The sequence below is a fragment of the Mycobacterium kansasii ATCC 12478 genome (assembly GCF_000157895.3).
Classification (GTDB): domain Bacteria; phylum Actinomycetota; class Actinomycetes; order Mycobacteriales; family Mycobacteriaceae; genus Mycobacterium; species Mycobacterium kansasii.
This window is the reverse complement of record NC_022663.1, coordinates 528,884-544,628: the sequence shown is the minus strand read 5'-3', so window position 1 is coordinate 544,628 and position 15,745 is coordinate 528,884. Positions and strand designations below refer to the sequence as shown.

The following is a 15,745-nucleotide window of genomic DNA, read 5'->3' as shown; positions in this document are numbered from 1 at the left end:
CGCGCCAGGGGCGGCCGGGCCTAACCGGGCGGTTTCCCGGCCTTCCGAGCAGCCGAGCCCACGGCGTCAGCCAGCGAGGCGAACCCGCCGTCATGCAGCCGGCGGGCGATGCCGTCGTGAATGTGCTTGGCCCACAAGCCACCGCCGTAGATGAACCCGGTATAGCCCTGCAGCAGTGTCGCGCCGGCAGTGATGCGTTCCCATGCATCGTCGACGGTCTCGATACCGCCCACGCTGATCAACACCAGGCGATCACCGACCCGGTGTTGAAGCCGCCGCAACACCTGGACAGCGCGCGCTGCCACCGGCGGTCCGGAAATGCCGCCGGCGCCCAGCTCGTCGACCCCGGGGGTCGCCAGGCCGTCTCGTGACACCGTGGTGTTGGTCGCGACGATCCCGGCAAGACCCAACTCGACCGCCAGGTCCGCAATGTCGTCGATGTCGGAGTCGGAGAGATCCGGCGCGATCTTGACCAGCACTGGGGTCGAGGTTTCGGCCAGCACGGCGGTCAGGATGGGCCGAAGTGACTCCACCGCCTGCAAATCCCGCAGCCCGGGTGTGTTCGGCGAACTGACGTTGACCACAAGGTAGGCGGCCAGCGGACCGACCAGCCGGGCACTGGCCCGGTAGTCGTCAACCGCTTCGCCGGCCGGCGTCGCCTTGCTCTTGCCGATGTTGACCCCGATCGGCACCCGGGGTCGGTGCCGGGTGAGCCGAATCGCGAGCGCCCCGGCGCCGTGGTTGTTGAATCCCATTCGGTTGAGCAGGGCGCGGTCGGCGGGCAGCCGGAACATGCGCGGCGGCGGGTTTCCGGGTTGTGGACGCGCGGTGACGGTGCCCACCTCGGCATAGCCGAATCCCAACGCGCCCCAGGTGTCCAGCCCGGTGCCGTCCTTGTCGAACCCCGCGGCCAGCCCCAGCGGTCCGGGAAAGCGCACCCCGAACACGGTGCTGGCCAGCACCGGATCGGTCGGGCCCAGCCATCGGCTCAGCATCCGGCGTGCCGGCGCGACGGCGGTGACGGCACGCAGCAGGGCGAACACGAATGTGTGGGCACGCTCGGGCGGGAGGAGGAATAGCAGCCGCCGCACCAGGCTGTATATCCAGCCCTGGCGCCAGTCGCCGGCCGTCACGGTTCCGGCTGGTCGGACGACGCGTTGTCCAGGCGAGACTTCTTGCGGCGCAACAACACCCGTCTGCTGCCGTCTGTGTAGAGCCGCACCCGTGTCAGCTCCCAGCCACGGTACTCGGCCTCGATGGACAACCGGGTGGACGCGCTGAGCCTGGTCACTTCCGGTGGCAGGCGCAATGGCGCCCACTCATATTCGTCCGACATATCGGTATCCCAACCCACGGGCAGCCGGCTCCGTCTCGACGCGGGCCGGCCCGTCACGCGATACCCGCCGCATGCTCGATGACCTGGACCCCGGCACCCGACCCCGACACCACGTACAAGGTGCCCGACGCATCGTCGAAGGCCAGCGAGTTGGGTTGCTGCACGGTTGGGTAACGCACCTTTTCCACGGGTATTCCGGTGCTGAGATCGTAACCAATGACGACGTTGGATGCGGTTTGGGATACCCAGGCCAGTTCGCGGGAGCCGGCCAGCCCATACGGGGCCTGCGGCACGGGGTAGGCCTGGCGCAGGATCAGCGGGTCGACGCCGTATACCAGCAGTTGGCCGCCGCGAGTGTCGGCCACCAGCACCCGGCCCAGCGGATCGGCGGCCAGGGTAGTGGCGCCCTCTCCGGCGCGCAGTGCCTGCCGGGCGCGACCGTCGGCGCCGATCGTCGTCACCGACGTCTGCCCGCGGTCCAGGACGACGGTGGTATTTCCCTGTGTCACAAGGGAATCGACGCGTGCGAAGATCTTGATGCGGTTGGCTGTCCGGGCAGTGCCGGAGCTCTCGGAATCCAGGATGTACACGGCGCCGTCGGCGCTGCCCAGCACCAGCTTGCCGTCGGCGCGCCGGGCGATCGCGGTGAAGTCGGTGCCCGCGGCGTCGGCGACGCTGACCTGTGCGATGCGGCCGGCGGACAGGTCGACCACGAGGTAACCACCCCGGGCGGCCAGGTAGGCGGTGCCGTGGTCGTCGCAGGTCAACGCGGTCGCGGGTCCGGGCAGGGTGATCACGCGCGATGGAGTCTGCGCATCATCGAACACGGTGATGCCCGATGGCGCCGACGGATCGGCGTCCGGGGTAAGAACCACCAGCCGGCGTGCGCCGTTGTCGTACAGCGCCGCCTGCGGATGGCCGCTCAACGGCCGGATCACCCCCGCCGGCGCCTGGGAAACCGGCGGAGACACGGCGGGCTGCGCGGGCTGGATCGTGGGCGGCGCGGTGTGCAGCGGGTTCGACGAACAAGCCGTCACCAATGTCAGCAAAGCGGCAGCGGCACAAAGGCAGCGTTGAACTGCTTGCTTAGTAGCTGTCAGCAACTGCCCGGTCCTCCGAACGTCGAGCATGGGTCCCACAACTCAAGGAATTTCGCCTATCCAAGTCGCGTCCGATCTCGTCATGTTGCCCACGAAAAGTGGTACTGGAGAGGTATTGTCGCGGCATGACCGTCACCGCTGACCGGCATGTTGCAAACAAACAGTTTGCTATCGAAGACATGTCGACGGGCATCTTCGCCAGCGGCTATGGACAGGTCGGCGACGGACGTAGTTTTTCCTTCCACATCGAACACCGGTCACTTGTCGTCGAAATCTACCGGCCGCGCCTGACCGCGCCGGTCCCGCAGGCCGAAGACGTCGTCGCGCGGTCGGTGCGCAGTCTGGTCGACATCGATGTCACCGACGAGCGCAGCCTGGCCGCCGCGGTGCGCGATTCGGTCGCCCAAGCGGTACCTGTTTCGCGCTAGTCGCACCCGATACCCGTGTGCCGTACCAGGTACGGTCGTCGTCGTGTCTGCGGTTGCGGCGATGTCCTGGTGGCAAGTCATTTCATTGGCGGTGGTGCAGGGTTTGACCGAGTTCCTGCCGGTGTCATCCTCGGGGCATCTGGCAATCATGTCGCGAATCTTCTTCAGCGACGACGCCGGCGCCTCGTTCACCGCGGTCACCCAGCTGGGCACCGAAGCCGCAGTCCTGGTGTACTTCGCCCGCGATATCGTGCGGATCCTGCGCGCTTGGGTGGACGGGCTGGTGGTCAAGTCGCATCGCAACGCCGACTATCGGCTGGGCTGGTACGTCATCATCGGGACCATCCCGATCTGCATTCTGGGCTTGTTCTTCAAAGACGAAATTCGTTCCGGGGTCCGCAACCTGTGGGTGGTGGCGACGGCCATGGTGGTCTTTTCGGGGGTGATCGCGCTCGCCGAATACCTGGGTCGGCAGGGCCGTCAGGTCGAGCAGCTGAACTGGCGCGACGCTGTGGTGGTCGGCATCGCCCAGACGCTGGCGCTGGTCCCCGGCGTCTCGCGGTCCGGGTCGACCATCAGTGCGGGCCTGTTTCTGGGGCTCGACCGCGAGTTAGCCGCCCGATTCGGCTTCCTGCTGGCCATCCCTGCGGTGTTCGCCTCCGGGCTGTTCTCCTTGCCTGATGCCTTCCACCCGGTGACCGAGGGCATGAGCGCCACCGGGCCGCAGCTGCTGGTGGCCACCCTGATCGCGTTCGTGGTGGGCCTGTCGGCGGTGGCCTGGTTCCTGCATTTCCTGTTGCGGCACAACATGTATTGGTTCGTGGGTTATCGGATCGTGGTCGGCGTGGGAGTGCTCGTGTTATTGGCAACCGGGACGGTGTCCGCGACATGACCGTCATCCTGTTGCGCCACGGCCGTTCCACCTCGAACACCGCCGGCATCCTGGCCGGTCGCTCCGAGGGCGTCGGCCTTGACGACAAGGGGCGGGAGCAGGCGACCGGGCTGATCGACCGGTTCGGTGACTTACCGGTCCGGGCGGTGGTGGCGTCGCCGCTGCTGCGGTGCCGCGCCACCGTCGAACCGCTGGCTGACGCGCTGTGTCTGGAACCGCTCGTCGATGACCGGCTCGCCGAGGTCGACTACGGCGACTGGACCGGCCGCAAGATCGCCGAGCTGACCAACGAGCCGTTGTGGCGGGTGGTTCAGGCGCATCCCAGCGCGGCGGTGTTTCCCGGCGGCGAAGGTTTGGCGCAGGTGCAGGCCCGCGCGGTGACCGCGGTGCGCGAGCACGACCGGCGGCTGGCCTTGGAATATGGGGGCGACGTGTTATGGCTGGCCTGCACCCACGGCGACGTCATCAAGGCGGTGATCGCCGATGCCTACGGGATGCATCTGGACAGCTTTCAACGGATCACCGCCGACCCCGCCTCGGCAAGTGTGATCCGCTACACCGAGTTGCGGCCCTTCGTGCTGCACGTCAACCACACCGGGGCGCGGTTGTCGGCGGGGCTGCGTGCGGCACCTCCGCCCAAGGCGGAGCCTGGCGGCGAGCAGCCGGCGGCGCCGGACGCTGAGGTGCCTTCCGGCGATGCGGTGGTCGGCGGGTCTACCGATTAGCCCGGCCGGCCTGCGCCGGCCCGGTCGATCGGGCGGCGTCTGCACGGTATTTTGGAGGTGCCATGGCGCGCGCAATTCACGTATTCCGCACACCCGACCGCTTCGTCGCCGGGACCGTTGGCCAGCCCGGAAACCGCACGTTTTACATTCAGGCGGCTCATGACGACCGCGTGGTGTCGGTGGTCCTGGAGAAGCAGCAAGTCGCGGTGCTTGCCGAACGCATCGGCGCGCTGTTGCTGGAGGTGAACCGCCGGTTCGGCACGCCGGTGCCCCCGGAGCCCGCCGAGGTTGAGGACCTCAACCCGTTGATCATGCCCGTGGACGCCGAATTTCGGGTCGGGACGATGGGACTCGGCTGGGATTCGGAGGCGCAGACGGTGGTCGTCGAGCTGTTGGCCGTCACCGACGCGGAGTTCGACGCGTCCGTGGTACTCGACGACACCGACGAGGGCCCCGACGCGGTACGGGTGTTCCTGACACCGGAGTCGGCGCGGCAGTTTGCTACCAGGTCCAACCGGGTCATCTCGGCGGGCCGACCGCCATGCCCGCTGTGTCAGGAACCGCTGGATCCGCAGGGACATATCTGTGCGCGGACCAACGGCTACCGGCGCGACCTGTTGTTCGGGTCTGACGATGAACCCGAGCAATGACGAATGTGAGGTATTGCGCCACGGCGAGCTGACCGTTCTGGGACGCATCCGCTCGGCGAGCAACGCGACATTTCTGTGCGAGTCGACGCTGGGCGGCAAGACCGTCCACTGCGTCTACAAGCCGGTGGCAGGCGAGCAACCGCTGTGGGATTTTCCCGACGGGACGTTGGCCGGTCGGGAACTCAGCGCCTATCTGGTGTCGGCATCGTTGGGCTGGAACATCGTGCCCTACACCGTAATTCGTGACGGACCGGCGGGGCCGGGCATGTTGCAGCTGTGGGTGCGGCAACCTGGTGATTCCCTGGACGCCGAGGCGCGTCCCGGACCGGATTTGGTGGACCTGTTTCCGACGGGCAAGGCGCGGCCGGGTTATCTGCCCGTGCTGCGCGCCTATGACTACGCCGGCGACGAGGTCGTTTTGATGCACGCCGACGACGACCAGTTGCGGCGGATGGCGGTGTTCGATGTCCTGGTCAACAACGCCGACCGTAAGGGCGGCCACATCCTGTGTGGCATCGACGGCCGGGTGTATGGCGTCGACCATGGCGTGTGCATGCATGTCCAGGACAAGCTGCGCACCGTGCTGTGGGGGTGGGCGGGCAAGCCAATCGACGAACCAACGCTCGAGCCCATTGCCAGGCTTGCCGATGACCTGCGCGGGTCGCTCGCCGATGAGCTGCGCGACCACGTCACCAGCGCCGAAATCGCCGCGCTGCGGCGGCGGGTGCGCGCCCTGCTGGACAATCCGGTGATGCCCGGACCTAACCGGCATCGTCCGATTCCGTGGCCGGCGTTCTAGCGGGTCTCTTGCCCAGGGTTTTCGGGCGCTCGTCCGCGATGCGCACCGGATAGCCGCCGAACAGCATCTGTTTGCGGGGTCGGCGCCGGCCGGGGCGGCCGTCGGGGTGAAAGCGTGCTCGCCCCATCGGGATGCGTGAAATTATCGCGTACCGAATCGCCGGATTTTCGGCTGGTCGCCGAGCTGGGCCTCCCGCACGCCGCGGTCGCCGAGTCCTCCGGGCGGCCGTGTGACGACGCGAGTGTGGGCTGACCACCGTCATCGGGGATTGGCCCATATGCCGCTGAACCGCGGGGGTGAAGGGGTGTATTCGGCAGGGCGCTCAGGGTTTCGGTGTCAGCGCCCAGTCTGTGCGGGGACCTCGGTGCGCCGGGGATCGGTGATCCGGCAGCGCGCGCGGTGGGCTCGCCGATGAGCTCGTGGTCGACGACGTGTTCGGCTGACTGATTCGGTGCGTCCGGTCCCGTTTGCCGGGCATACGCCTAGCTCCGCGATACTGAATCGGTGAGTCCTGCTGCGGATGACCTGACTGACGCGCAGCTAGCTGCCGATCTTGCGGCTGAAGCCGGGGAGTTGTTGCTGGCGCTGCGCGACGAGGTCGGCTTCGACCACCCGTGGGCCCTCGGCGATGCCGGCGACGCCCGGGCCAACTCACTGTTGGTGCGGCGGCTACGAGCTGCACGGCCCGGTGATGCGGTGCTCAGCGAGGAAGCCCACGACGATTTGGTCCGGCTGAAGTGCGACCGGGTGTGGATCATCGACCCGTTGGACGGTACTCGCGAGTTCTCGACCCGAGGCCGCGACGACTGGGCGGTTCATGTCGCCTTGTGGCAGCGCACTACCAATGGCAGACCGCAGATCACCGACGCGGCGGTTTCACTGCCGGCCCGCGGGAACATCGTGTACCGCAGCGACACCGTCACTGCCGACGCCGCGCCCACCGGCATTCCAGACGTCATCAGAGTCGCCGTCAGCGCTAACCGACCGCCGGCGATCCTGCACTACATCCAGCAGACGGTGGATATCGAATTGGTGCGGATCGGCTCGGCGGGAGCCAAGGCGATGGCCGTGATCGACGGCTACGCCGACGCCTACCTGCACGCCGGAGGCCAATGGGAATGGGATTCTGCGGCGCCGGCCGGAGTGGTGCTCGCTGCGGGAATGCACGCGTCACGCTTGGACGGCTCGCCGTTGCAGTACAACCAACTCGACCCCTACTTGCCCGACTTCTTGATGTGCCGAAAGGAGCTGGCACCCGTCCTGCTTGGTGCTATGCGGCGAACGTGGCGGTAGGCCGTCGAACAGTTGTCGTTTCTCGTGGCGTCGAGTGTGAGCTCGTGGCGTCGAGTGTGAGCTGGTGGCGTCGAATGTGCGTGCAGGGCGGTCGACACGCAAGATCGGTCGCCATAGCTGCACAATCAAAGCCCGACGTTCACACTCGTTGCAGCCAAGGCCGCTGTGCTGACCGCGACATCGTCGGGCCCAAACTGGTCGCCCCCCAAGCCCCCCAAGCCCACCCGGCCCAACATCCAAGCCGCGGCTCGTGACAACGCCGCTACGCGCCCGCATCGTCGGCTGGCCACTCCGAGCGCCCCGCTGCGCGGGCCGCTCGTAACGTTTGAGTCGCCGGGCTGGGTCTGATTGCCCGGCTCCTCAACGGCCCGCTGCGCGGGCCGCTCGTAACGTTTGAGTCGCCGGGCTTAAAGTCGAGGGCATGCGATCGTGGTCTTCTGCCCCGGTTCCGAACCTGCCGGGGCGCGGGCCGGAGCTGCGACTATACGACACCGCCGATCGTCAGGTGCGCCCAGTGACACCCGGACCCAAGGCGACCATGTACGTCTGCGGGATCACCCCCTACGACGCCACGCATCTGGGCCACGCCGCAACATATCTTGCGTTCGACCTGATCCATCGGCTGTGGCTGGACCTGGGCCATGACGTGCAGTACGTGCAGAATGTCACCGACGTCGACGATCCGTTATTCGAGCGCGCCGACCGCGACGGCGTTGACTGGCGCGAGCTCGCTGACCGCGAGGTCAAGCTGTTCCGCGCCGACATGGAGGCGTTGCGGGTGCTGCCGCCCCACGATTACGTCGCCGCCACCGAGGCTGTAGCCGAAATGGTCGAGCTCATCGAAAAAATGTTGGCGTCCGGAGCCGCGTACACGGTCGACCCGGAAATAGGGGACTACCCCGACATCTACTACCGGGCCGACGCCACCGTGCAGTTCGGCTACGAATCCGGTTGTGACCGCGACACGATGCTGACCCTGTTCGAGCAGCGCGGCGGCGACCCGAGCCGGCCCGGCAAGACGGATCAACTCGACGCCTTACTGTGGCGCGCCGCCCGCGCCGGCGAACCCAGTTGGCCGTCGCCATTCGGGCCCGGCCGACCCGGCTGGCACGTCGAATGCGCCGCTATCGCCCTCAGCCGCATCAACAGCGGGCTGGATATCCAGGGCGGCGGCAGCGACCTGATCTTTCCGCACCACGAGTTCACCGCCGCCCACGCCGAATGCGTCACCGGTGAGCGTCGATTCGCCAGACACTATGTGCACGCCGGGATGATCGGCTGGGACGGCCACAAGATGTCCAAGAGTCGCGGAAACCTGGTGCTGGTGTCGACGCTGCGCGCGCAGGGCGTCGAACCGTCGGCGGTGCGGCTGGGTCTGCTGGCCGGGCATTACCGCGAAGACCGCTTCTGGACGCACCAGGTGCTCGACGAGGCCGCAGGCCGGCTACAACGCTGGCGCACCGCCACCGCACTGCCCGCCGGTCCGGACGCCGCCGACGTCATCGCACGGGTGCGCCGCTACCTGGCCGACGACCTCGACACGCCCAAAGCGATTGCGGCACTTGATGGTTGGGCTACCGACGCCCTCGAATACGGTGGCCACGACGAGAGCGCGCCGACATCGGTGGCGACCGCCATCGACGCCCTGTTAGGAGTGGACCTCTAGGCCCGCAATGGTACGTTTTCGGCCATGACATCGGTGCAGGACAAGGTCGTCTTCATCACTGGCGGTGCTCGCGGAATCGGGGCCGAGGTCGCCCGCCGGCTGCACAACAAGGGCGCCAAACTGGTGCTCACGGATATCGGCACAGCGGAGCTGACCACCATTGCCGCCGAACTGGGCGGCGACGGTCGGGTGCTGACCGTCGTGGCCGACGTCCGCGATCTGTCCGCGATGCAGGCCGCGGCCGATCTGGCGATCGAAAAGTTCGGCGGCATCGACGTCGTCATCGCCAACGCCGGAATAGCCAGCTACGGGTCTGTGCTCCAGGTCGATCCGGAGGCATTCAAGCGAGTACTGGACGTCAATGTGCTCGGCGTTTTTCACACCGTGCGGGCCACCTTGCCGGCGGTGATCGAGCGCCGTGGCTACGTGCTGATCGTGTCGTCGCTGGCCGCGTTCGCGGCCTCTCCGGGTCTGGCGCCCTACAACGCAACCAAGGCCGGAGTCGAGATATTCGCCAATGCGCTTCGACTGGAAGTTGCCCACCACGGCGTCAGTGTCGGCTCGGCCCACATGTCCTGGATCGACACCGCGCTGGTCCGCGACACCAAGGCCGACTTGCCCGCGTTCGACGAGCTTCTGAGGAGGCTGCCCTGGCCGCTGAACCTCACCACGTCGGTCAACAAGTGCGCGGCAGCGTTCGTCAAGGGCATCGAGGGCCGCAAGACGCGCATCTTCTGCCCGCGATGGGTGGGCCTGTTCCGCTGGCTCAAGCCGGTGCTGTCGACGTCGGTCGGGGAACGTCCCATCCGCAAGATCACCGCCGAGCTGTTGCCCCGGATGGACGCCGAGGCGGCCGCGCTCGGTCGGTCCACCAGCGCGTATACCCACGCTCTGGACAACGCTTCGGAGAAGCAGTAGTCGAATCCGCCCGGGTGACCCCGTGAAAGTGGCCATCTGCGGCGCCGGAACCGCCGGGCTGAGCTTGGCGGAGCGGTTGTCGGCGCTCGGAGCCGAGGTCGTCGTTCTCGAACGCTCCTCCGGTCCCCGCACCCACGGCCACATGATCGACTTCTATGGCGCCGGTTACGACGCCGCGGAGGCCATCGGAGTCTTGCCCGCGATCCAACGGGTCGGCTATCCCCTCGGCGATTCCAGCCTGATCGACCGGCACGGTCGGCGAAGGGCGGCGCTGCCCTACCGGCAGATCGCTAGGGCGCTCGACGGCCGGCTGTGCCGGGTAATGCGCCCGGATCTGGAAAAGGTGTTGCTGGACAACCTTCCGCCACAGGTGGAGCTGCGCTTCGGCGCAACGGTGTCCGACGTGGCGCAACGAGACGATCGGGTGACTGTCACACTGCAACGCGGTGCACAACTGGATGCCGACCTCCTGGTCGGCGCCGACGGCATCCACTCGACCGTTCGGACCCTGGTATTCGGTGTGGAGCCGCAATATCTGCGATACCCGGGATTCCGCTCCGCCTCCTTCGTGCTGGACGCTCCCGGCGTTCGGGGGTCAGCCGCCGAGCATGTCGTTTTCACCGATACGGCCGATCGCCAACTCGGCCTCCACCTGCTGCGAGACGGCCGGACCGCGGTGACGGCGGTGTACCGCACGGTCGACGCAAGCCCACCGCACGACGTTCGGGCCGCCCTGCGCGAGGAGTATGCCGGGATGGGCGGGCTGGTAGCCGAAGTGCTCGATCGATGCCCGGAAGACGGCGCGGTCGAATACGACCAGGTCGCGCAGATCCAGATGCCGCGCTGGAGCAGCAAGCGGGTGGTGCTGATCGGTGACGCCAGCTTCGCGGTCTCGGCGCTGAGCCGGCAGGGCGCTTCGCTGGCCGTGGCCAGCGCCTATGTGCTGTCCGAACAGCTGCGCAAGACGTCATCGGTGGAGCGCGCGCTGGCCTTCTACGAACGGCTTTGGCGTCCGGTGGTGGAAGACAAGCAACAGAGCGGCCAGGCTGCCTCCGGCTGGCTGTGGCCGGGGCCGTCGCAGTCGGCGATCCGCCGTGCCATGCTGCGGCTCAGCTGGCGCCCGCTGGTCAACCGATTCATCGAGGCCACCCTGGCAGGCGAGCCGACGGCGCTGATCACGATGCTTCGGCTCGGATCTGGCGACTAACGCCCAAACCCCGGGCGGCGCCGGCGCAGATAGCGCTCGAACTCGGCGGCCAGCGCGTCGCCGTCGATCGTGCCCAAAACGTCGTTGACGTCGACGGCGGCGTCGCCGTGCTGTTCGAGCGACTGCACATACTCGGCCAGCTCGTCGTCTTCGGCGGCCATCTCGCTGATCTCCTGCGCCCAGGCTTCGGCTTGGGTCGGCAAGTCGCCCAGCGGGACCTCGACGTCGAGCACGTCTTCAACCCGGCGCAGCAGGGCCACCGTGGCTTTCGGGTTCGGTGGGTGCGACACGTAGTGCGGCACCGCCGCCCAGAACGTCACCGCCGGGATGCCGGCTGCCACGCACGCATACTGAAACACCCCGGCGATGCCGGTCGGTCCCTCGTAGCGGGTTTCCTGCAGCCCGAAGATCTGCGCCGATTCGGGGGAGTAGGCCGCGCCCGAGACCGGCACGGGGCGAGTGTGCGGGGTATCGGCCAGCAGCGCTCCGAGGATGACGACGGTGTCGACATTGAGTTTGTCGACGATGGCCAGCAGCTCGGCGCAGAAGGTGCGCCAGCGCATGTTCGGCTCCACCCCGTGCATCAAGACGACGTCGCGGTCACTACCTGGCGGGCGGCAGTGCGAGATGCGCATGGCCGGCCACTCCAGTTCCCGGGTGACCCCGTCGACCTGACGGATGACCGGGCGGTTCACCTGGTAGTCGTAGTAGGCCTCGTCGTCGATCTCCACGATGGGACGCGCATCCCAGATGTCGGCCAGGTGCGAGACGGCGTCGCTGGCCGCGTCACCGGCGTCGTTCCAGCCCTCGAACGCCGCCACGACGACGGTGTTGTGCAGTTCGGGCAGCATTTGGCCGCCGTCGGGCTCAGCATCCGGCAGGGTCACACGATCAGCGTACGGCCTGGGCCTGACCTGTCAGAGCGCTGTCAACGACTGAGGCAAATCCATAGGCCGACTATTCTTGCCATGTGACTGCCGCTAACAAGCCCCGCTACGACACTGATCTCCTTGACGTTTTGGCGCAGCGCGTGGTGGTGGGCGATGGCGCGATGGGCACCCAGCTGCAGGCCGCCGATCTGACGCTGGATGACTTCCGCGGCCTGGAGGGCTGCAACGAGATCCTCAACGAAACCCGCCCTGACGTGCTGGAAACCATCCATCGCAACTATTTCGAGGCCGGCGCGGACGCGGTGGAAACCAACACCTTCGGCTGCAACCTGTCCAACCTGGGCGACTACGACATCGCCGACAAGATCCGCGACCTGTCGGAAAAGGGCACCACCATCGCGCGCCGGGTCGCCGACGAGCTATCTACCCCCGAGCGCAAGCGCTACGTGCTGGGGTCGATGGGGCCGGGCACCAAGCTGCCGACCTTGGGGCACACCGACTACGCGGTGATCCGAGACGCCTACACCGAGGCTGCACTCGGCATGCTGGACGGCGGGGCCGACTCCATTCTGGTGGAGACCTGCCAGGACCTGCTGCAGCTCAAGGCCGCGGTGCTGGGGTCGCGGCGGGCGATGAAGCAGGCCGGCCGCCACATTCCGGTGTTCGCCCACGTCACCGTGGAAACCACCGGCACCATGCTGCTGGGCAGTGAGATCGGCGCGGCGCTGACCGCGGTCGAGCCGCTGGGTGTGGACATGATCGGCTTGAACTGTGCGACGGGCCCCGCCGAGATGAGCGAGCACCTGCGCTACCTGTCCCGGCACGCCCGCATCCCGGTGTCGGTGATGCCCAACGCCGGCCTGCCGGTGCTGGGCGCCAAGGGCGCAGAGTATCCGTTGCGGCCCGACGAGCTGGCCGAGGCGCTGTCCGGATTCATCGCCGAGTTCGGCCTGTCGCTGGTCGGTGGCTGCTGTGGCACCACGCCGGCCCACATCCGCGAAGTCGCCGCCGCGGTCGTCGGCGCCCCACGCCCAGAACGCCAGGTGAGTTTCGAGCCCTCGGTGTCGTCGCTGTACAGCGCCGTTCCGTTCGCCCAGGACGCCTCGGTCCTGGTGATCGGCGAGCGCACCAACGCCAACGGCTCCAAGGGTTTTCGCGAGGCGATGATCGCCGAGGACTACCAGAAATGCCTGGACATCGCCAAGGACCAGACCCGCGACGGCGCGCATCTGCTGGACCTGTGCGTCGACTACGTCGGCCGTGACGGCGTCGCCGACATGAAGGCCCTGGCCAGCCGGCTGGCCACGTCGTCGACCTTGCCGATCATGCTGGACTCCACCGAAACCCCGGTGCTGCAAGCCGGTTTGGAGCACCTCGGCGGTCGCTGCGCCATCAACTCGGTGAACTACGAGGACGGCGACGGCCCGGAATCGCGCTTTGCCAAGACCATGGAGCTGGTCGCCGAACACGGCGCGGCGGTGGTCGCGCTGACCATCGACGAAGAGGGCCAGGCGCGCACCGCCGAGAAGAAGGTCGAAATCGCCGAGCGGCTGATCAACGACATCACCACCAACTGGGGTGTGGACGAATCGTCGATTCTCATCGACACGTTGACCTTCACCATCGCCACCGGTCAGGAGGAGTCTCGCAAAGACGGCATCGAAACCATCGAGGCCATCCGGGAACTCAAGAAACGCCACCCGGACGTGCAGACCACGCTCGGGCTGTCCAACATCTCTTTCGGCCTCAATCCTGCTGCGCGCCAAGTGCTCAACTCGGTGTTCCTGCACGAATGTCAGGAGGCCGGCTTGGATTCGGCGATCGTGCACGCCTCGAAGATCCTGCCGATGAACCGGATCCCCGAGGAACAACGCACGGTGGCGCTCGATCTGGTCTATGACCGCCGCCGCGACGGCTACGACCCGCTGCAGGAGCTGATGCGCCTCTTCGAAGGTGTGTCGGCGGCGTCGTCGAAGGAATCGCGCGCGGCCGAACTAGCCAAGCTGCCGCTGTTCGAGCGGCTGGCCCAACGCATCGTCGACGGCGAACGTAACGGCCTGGAAGCCGATCTCGACGAGGCGATGACTCAGAAGCCGCCGCTGGAGATCATCAACGAGAACCTGCTGGCCGGCATGAAGACGGTCGGTGAGCTGTTCGGCTCGGGCCAGATGCAACTGCCGTTCGTGCTGCAGTCGGCCGAGGTGATGAAGACCGCCGTCGCGTATCTCGAACCGCATATGGAGAAATCCGATGACGATTCGGGTAAGGGTCGCATCGTCCTGGCCACCGTCAAGGGCGACGTGCACGACATCGGCAAGAACCTGGTCGACATCATCTTGAGCAACAACGGCTACGAGGTGGTCAACATCGGCATCAAGCAGCCCATCGCCACCATTCTCGAAGTGGCCGAGGACAAGAGCGCCGACGTGGTGGGAATGTCGGGGCTGCTGGTGAAATCCACGGTGGTGATGAAGGAGAACCTCGAGGAGATGAACTCGAGGGGCGTCGCCGAAAAATTCCCGGTGCTGCTCGGGGGTGCCGCGCTGACCCGCAGCTATGTCGAAAACGACCTCGCCGACATCTACGAAGGCGAAGTGCACTATGCGCGTGACGCTTTCGAGGGCCTCAAGCTGATGGACACCATCATGAGCTCCAAGCGAGGCGAAGCACCGGACGTCGACAGTCCGGAAGCCATCCAAGCCCGCAAGAAGGAAGCCGAGCGCAAGGCTCGTCACGAACGCTCCAAACGCATTGCGGCACAGCGCAAAGCCGCCGAGGAGCCGGTCGAAATCCCGGAACGCTCCGATGTCGCCGCCGATATCGAGGTGCCCGCCCCGCCGTTCTGGGGTTCGCGGATCGTCAAGGGCCTGGCTGTCGCCGACTACACCGGCATGCTCGACGAGCGCGCATTATTCCTGGGCCAGTGGGGATTACGTGGTCAGCGTGGGGCTGACGGACCGTCATACGAAGACCTGGTCGAGACCGAAGGGCGGCCGCGGCTGCGCTACTGGCTGGACCGGTTGTCCACCGACGGCATCCTGGCGCACGCCGCGGTGGTGTACGGCTACTTCCCGGCTGTGTCCGAAGGTGACGAGGTCGTGGTCCTCACCGAACCCGCAGCCGACGCCGAGGAACGCTACCGCTTCAGGTTCCCGCGCCAGCAGCGCGGCCGGTTCTTGTGCATCGCCGATTTCGTCCGGTCACGCGAGCACGCCCGCGAGCGGGGTCAGGTGGATGTGCTGCCGTTCCAGCTGGTGACCATGGGCCAGCCGATCGCCGACTTCGCCAACGAGTTGTTCGCCGCCGACTCCTACCGCGACTATCTCGAAGTCCACGGTATCGGCGTGCAGCTCACCGAAGCGCTGGCCGAGTACTGGCACCGGCGTATCCGGGAGGAGCTCAGGTACTCGGCCGACCGCACGATGGCCGCCGAGGACCCCGACGCCGTCGAGGACTATTTCAAGTTGGGTTACCGGGGTGCCCGGTTCGCCTTCGGGTACGGGGCATGTCCGGACCTCGAGGACCGCGCCAAGATGATGCAGCTGCTGGAGCCCGACCGTATCGGCGTGACGCTGTCCGAGGAGTTGCAGCTGCATCCCGAGCAGTCGACCGACGCGTTCGTCCTGCACCATCCCGAGGCCAAGTACTTCAACGTCTGACTCGGCCACCGGTAACGGCGGCTGGTCGCGATCGACCTGATATCAGTTCGACGACGCGCTGTCTGTCCGCCGATCGGGGGACAGTCGAATTCCGTATACCGGTGGATACCGCCTGTCATTGTTAATCGAAACAATTCCTTTAATTCACCAGGATTTTTACGGCGCGAAATCGAAGCGGCCGG

The 15,745-nt window shown here is 66.8% G+C and carries 14 protein-coding genes; 10 read left to right on the top strand and 4 right to left on the bottom strand.

Annotated elements, in window-relative coordinates:
* Window positions 1-20 precede the first annotated feature (20 nt).
* Genes MKAN_RS02335 through MKAN_RS02325 form a run of 3 tightly spaced genes read right to left on the bottom strand, consistent with a single transcriptional unit; the run spans window position 21 to window position 2,439 of the window.
* Window positions 21-1,103 (bottom strand): quinone-dependent dihydroorotate dehydrogenase, encoded by a 1,083-nt coding sequence (locus MKAN_RS02335; protein WP_051404563.1) that lies wholly within the window; start codon window positions 1,101-1,103, stop codon window positions 21-23.
* A gap of 26 nt (window positions 1,104-1,129) precedes the next feature.
* Window positions 1,130-1,393 carry a DUF5703 family protein gene (locus tag MKAN_RS02330; protein ID WP_036393181.1) on the bottom strand — a complete coding sequence of 88 codons (264 nt, stop codon included), beginning with the start codon at window positions 1,391-1,393 and terminating at the stop codon, window positions 1,130-1,132.
* A complete protein-coding gene (locus tag MKAN_RS02325; RefSeq protein WP_036393495.1) occupies window positions 1,390-2,439 on the bottom strand; it encodes an SMP-30/gluconolactonase/LRE family protein in 1,050 nt (349 codons plus the stop codon). The genes MKAN_RS02330 and MKAN_RS02325 overlap by 4 nt, the downstream gene beginning before the upstream one ends.
* 122 nt (window positions 2,440-2,561) lie before the next feature.
* Between MKAN_RS02325 and MKAN_RS02320 the strand changes: the two genes are divergently transcribed.
* The 9 genes from MKAN_RS02320 (at window position 2,562) to MKAN_RS02280 (ending at window position 11,014) form a co-directional block, all read left to right on the top strand.
* The gene (locus MKAN_RS02320) at window positions 2,562-2,864 is read left to right on the top strand and encodes a hypothetical protein (RefSeq protein ID WP_023364716.1); all 303 of its coding nucleotides are present in this window, start codon (window positions 2,562-2,564) and stop codon (window positions 2,862-2,864) included.
* Window positions 2,865-2,925: 61 nt separating this feature from the next.
* Window positions 2,926-3,756, top strand: a complete 831-nt coding sequence (locus MKAN_RS02315) for an undecaprenyl-diphosphate phosphatase (protein WP_023364715.1) — start codon at window positions 2,926-2,928, stop codon at window positions 3,754-3,756.
* Window positions 3,753-4,481 carry a histidine phosphatase family protein gene (locus MKAN_RS02310; RefSeq protein ID WP_023364714.1) on the top strand — a complete coding sequence of 243 codons (729 nt, stop codon included), beginning with the start codon at window positions 3,753-3,755 and terminating at the stop codon, window positions 4,479-4,481. The genes MKAN_RS02315 and MKAN_RS02310 overlap by 4 nt, the downstream gene beginning before the upstream one ends.
* 62 nt (window positions 4,482-4,543) lie before the next feature.
* Window positions 4,544-5,131, top strand: coding sequence for a DUF3090 domain-containing protein (locus MKAN_RS02305; protein ID WP_023364713.1), 588 nt, complete (start codon window positions 4,544-4,546; stop codon window positions 5,129-5,131).
* Window positions 5,115-5,930, top strand: coding sequence for an SCO1664 family protein (locus tag MKAN_RS02300; RefSeq protein WP_023364712.1), 816 nt, complete (start codon window positions 5,115-5,117; stop codon window positions 5,928-5,930). The genes MKAN_RS02305 and MKAN_RS02300 overlap by 17 nt, the downstream gene beginning before the upstream one ends.
* A gap of 504 nt (window positions 5,931-6,434) precedes the next feature.
* Complete coding sequence (locus tag MKAN_RS02295; protein WP_023364711.1) at window positions 6,435-7,223, top strand: 3'(2'),5'-bisphosphate nucleotidase CysQ; 789 nt, start codon at window positions 6,435-6,437, stop codon at window positions 7,221-7,223.
* Between the two features lie 421 nt (window positions 7,224-7,644).
* Complete coding sequence (mshC, locus tag MKAN_RS02290) at window positions 7,645-8,889, top strand: cysteine--1-D-myo-inosityl 2-amino-2-deoxy-alpha-D-glucopyranoside ligase (RefSeq protein WP_023364710.1); 1,245 nt, start codon at window positions 7,645-7,647, stop codon at window positions 8,887-8,889.
* A 24-nt stretch (window positions 8,890-8,913) separates the two neighbouring features.
* Window positions 8,914-9,807 carry an SDR family oxidoreductase gene (locus MKAN_RS02285; protein ID WP_023364709.1) on the top strand — a complete coding sequence of 298 codons (894 nt, stop codon included), beginning with the start codon at window positions 8,914-8,916 and terminating at the stop codon, window positions 9,805-9,807.
* A gap of 22 nt (window positions 9,808-9,829) precedes the next feature.
* Complete coding sequence (locus MKAN_RS02280; RefSeq protein ID WP_023364708.1) at window positions 9,830-11,014, top strand: FAD-dependent monooxygenase; 1,185 nt, start codon at window positions 9,830-9,832, stop codon at window positions 11,012-11,014.
* Here MKAN_RS02280 and MKAN_RS02275 read toward each other — a convergent pair.
* Complete coding sequence (locus tag MKAN_RS02275; RefSeq protein WP_042313224.1) at window positions 11,011-11,865, bottom strand: PAC2 family protein; 855 nt, start codon at window positions 11,863-11,865, stop codon at window positions 11,011-11,013. The two genes, MKAN_RS02280 and MKAN_RS02275, sit on opposite strands and share 4 nt — an antisense overlap.
* A 119-nt stretch (window positions 11,866-11,984) precedes the next feature.
* Between MKAN_RS02275 and metH the strand changes: the two genes are divergently transcribed.
* A complete protein-coding gene (gene metH / locus MKAN_RS02270) occupies window positions 11,985-15,563 on the top strand; it encodes a methionine synthase (RefSeq protein WP_023364706.1) in 3,579 nt (1,192 codons plus the stop codon).
* The last annotated feature ends 182 nt before the right edge of the window (window positions 15,564-15,745 follow it).

Excerpts from the sequence above, each read along its gene's own strand:
- MKAN_RS02320 (WP_023364716.1), top strand. The coding sequence starts at position 2,562 with ATGACCGTCACCGCTGACCGGCATGTTGCAAACAAACAGTTTGCTATC.
- MKAN_RS02315 (WP_023364715.1), top strand. The coding sequence starts at position 2,926 with ATGTCCTGGTGGCAAGTCATTTCATTGGCGGTGGTGCAGGGTTTGACC.
- MKAN_RS02310 (WP_023364714.1), top strand. The coding sequence starts at position 3,753 with ATGACCGTCATCCTGTTGCGCCACGGCCGTTCCACCTCGAACACCGCC.
- MKAN_RS02305 (WP_023364713.1), top strand. The coding sequence starts at position 4,544 with ATGGCGCGCGCAATTCACGTATTCCGCACACCCGACCGCTTCGTCGCC.
- MKAN_RS02300 (WP_023364712.1), top strand. The coding sequence starts at position 5,115 with ATGAACCCGAGCAATGACGAATGTGAGGTATTGCGCCACGGCGAGCTG.
- mshC (WP_023364710.1), top strand. The coding sequence starts at position 7,645 with ATGCGATCGTGGTCTTCTGCCCCGGTTCCGAACCTGCCGGGGCGCGGG.
- MKAN_RS02285 (WP_023364709.1), top strand. The coding sequence starts at position 8,914 with ATGACATCGGTGCAGGACAAGGTCGTCTTCATCACTGGCGGTGCTCGC.
- MKAN_RS02275 (WP_042313224.1), bottom strand. The coding sequence starts at position 11,865 with ATGCTGCCCGAACTGCACAACACCGTCGTCGTGGCGGCGTTCGAGGGC.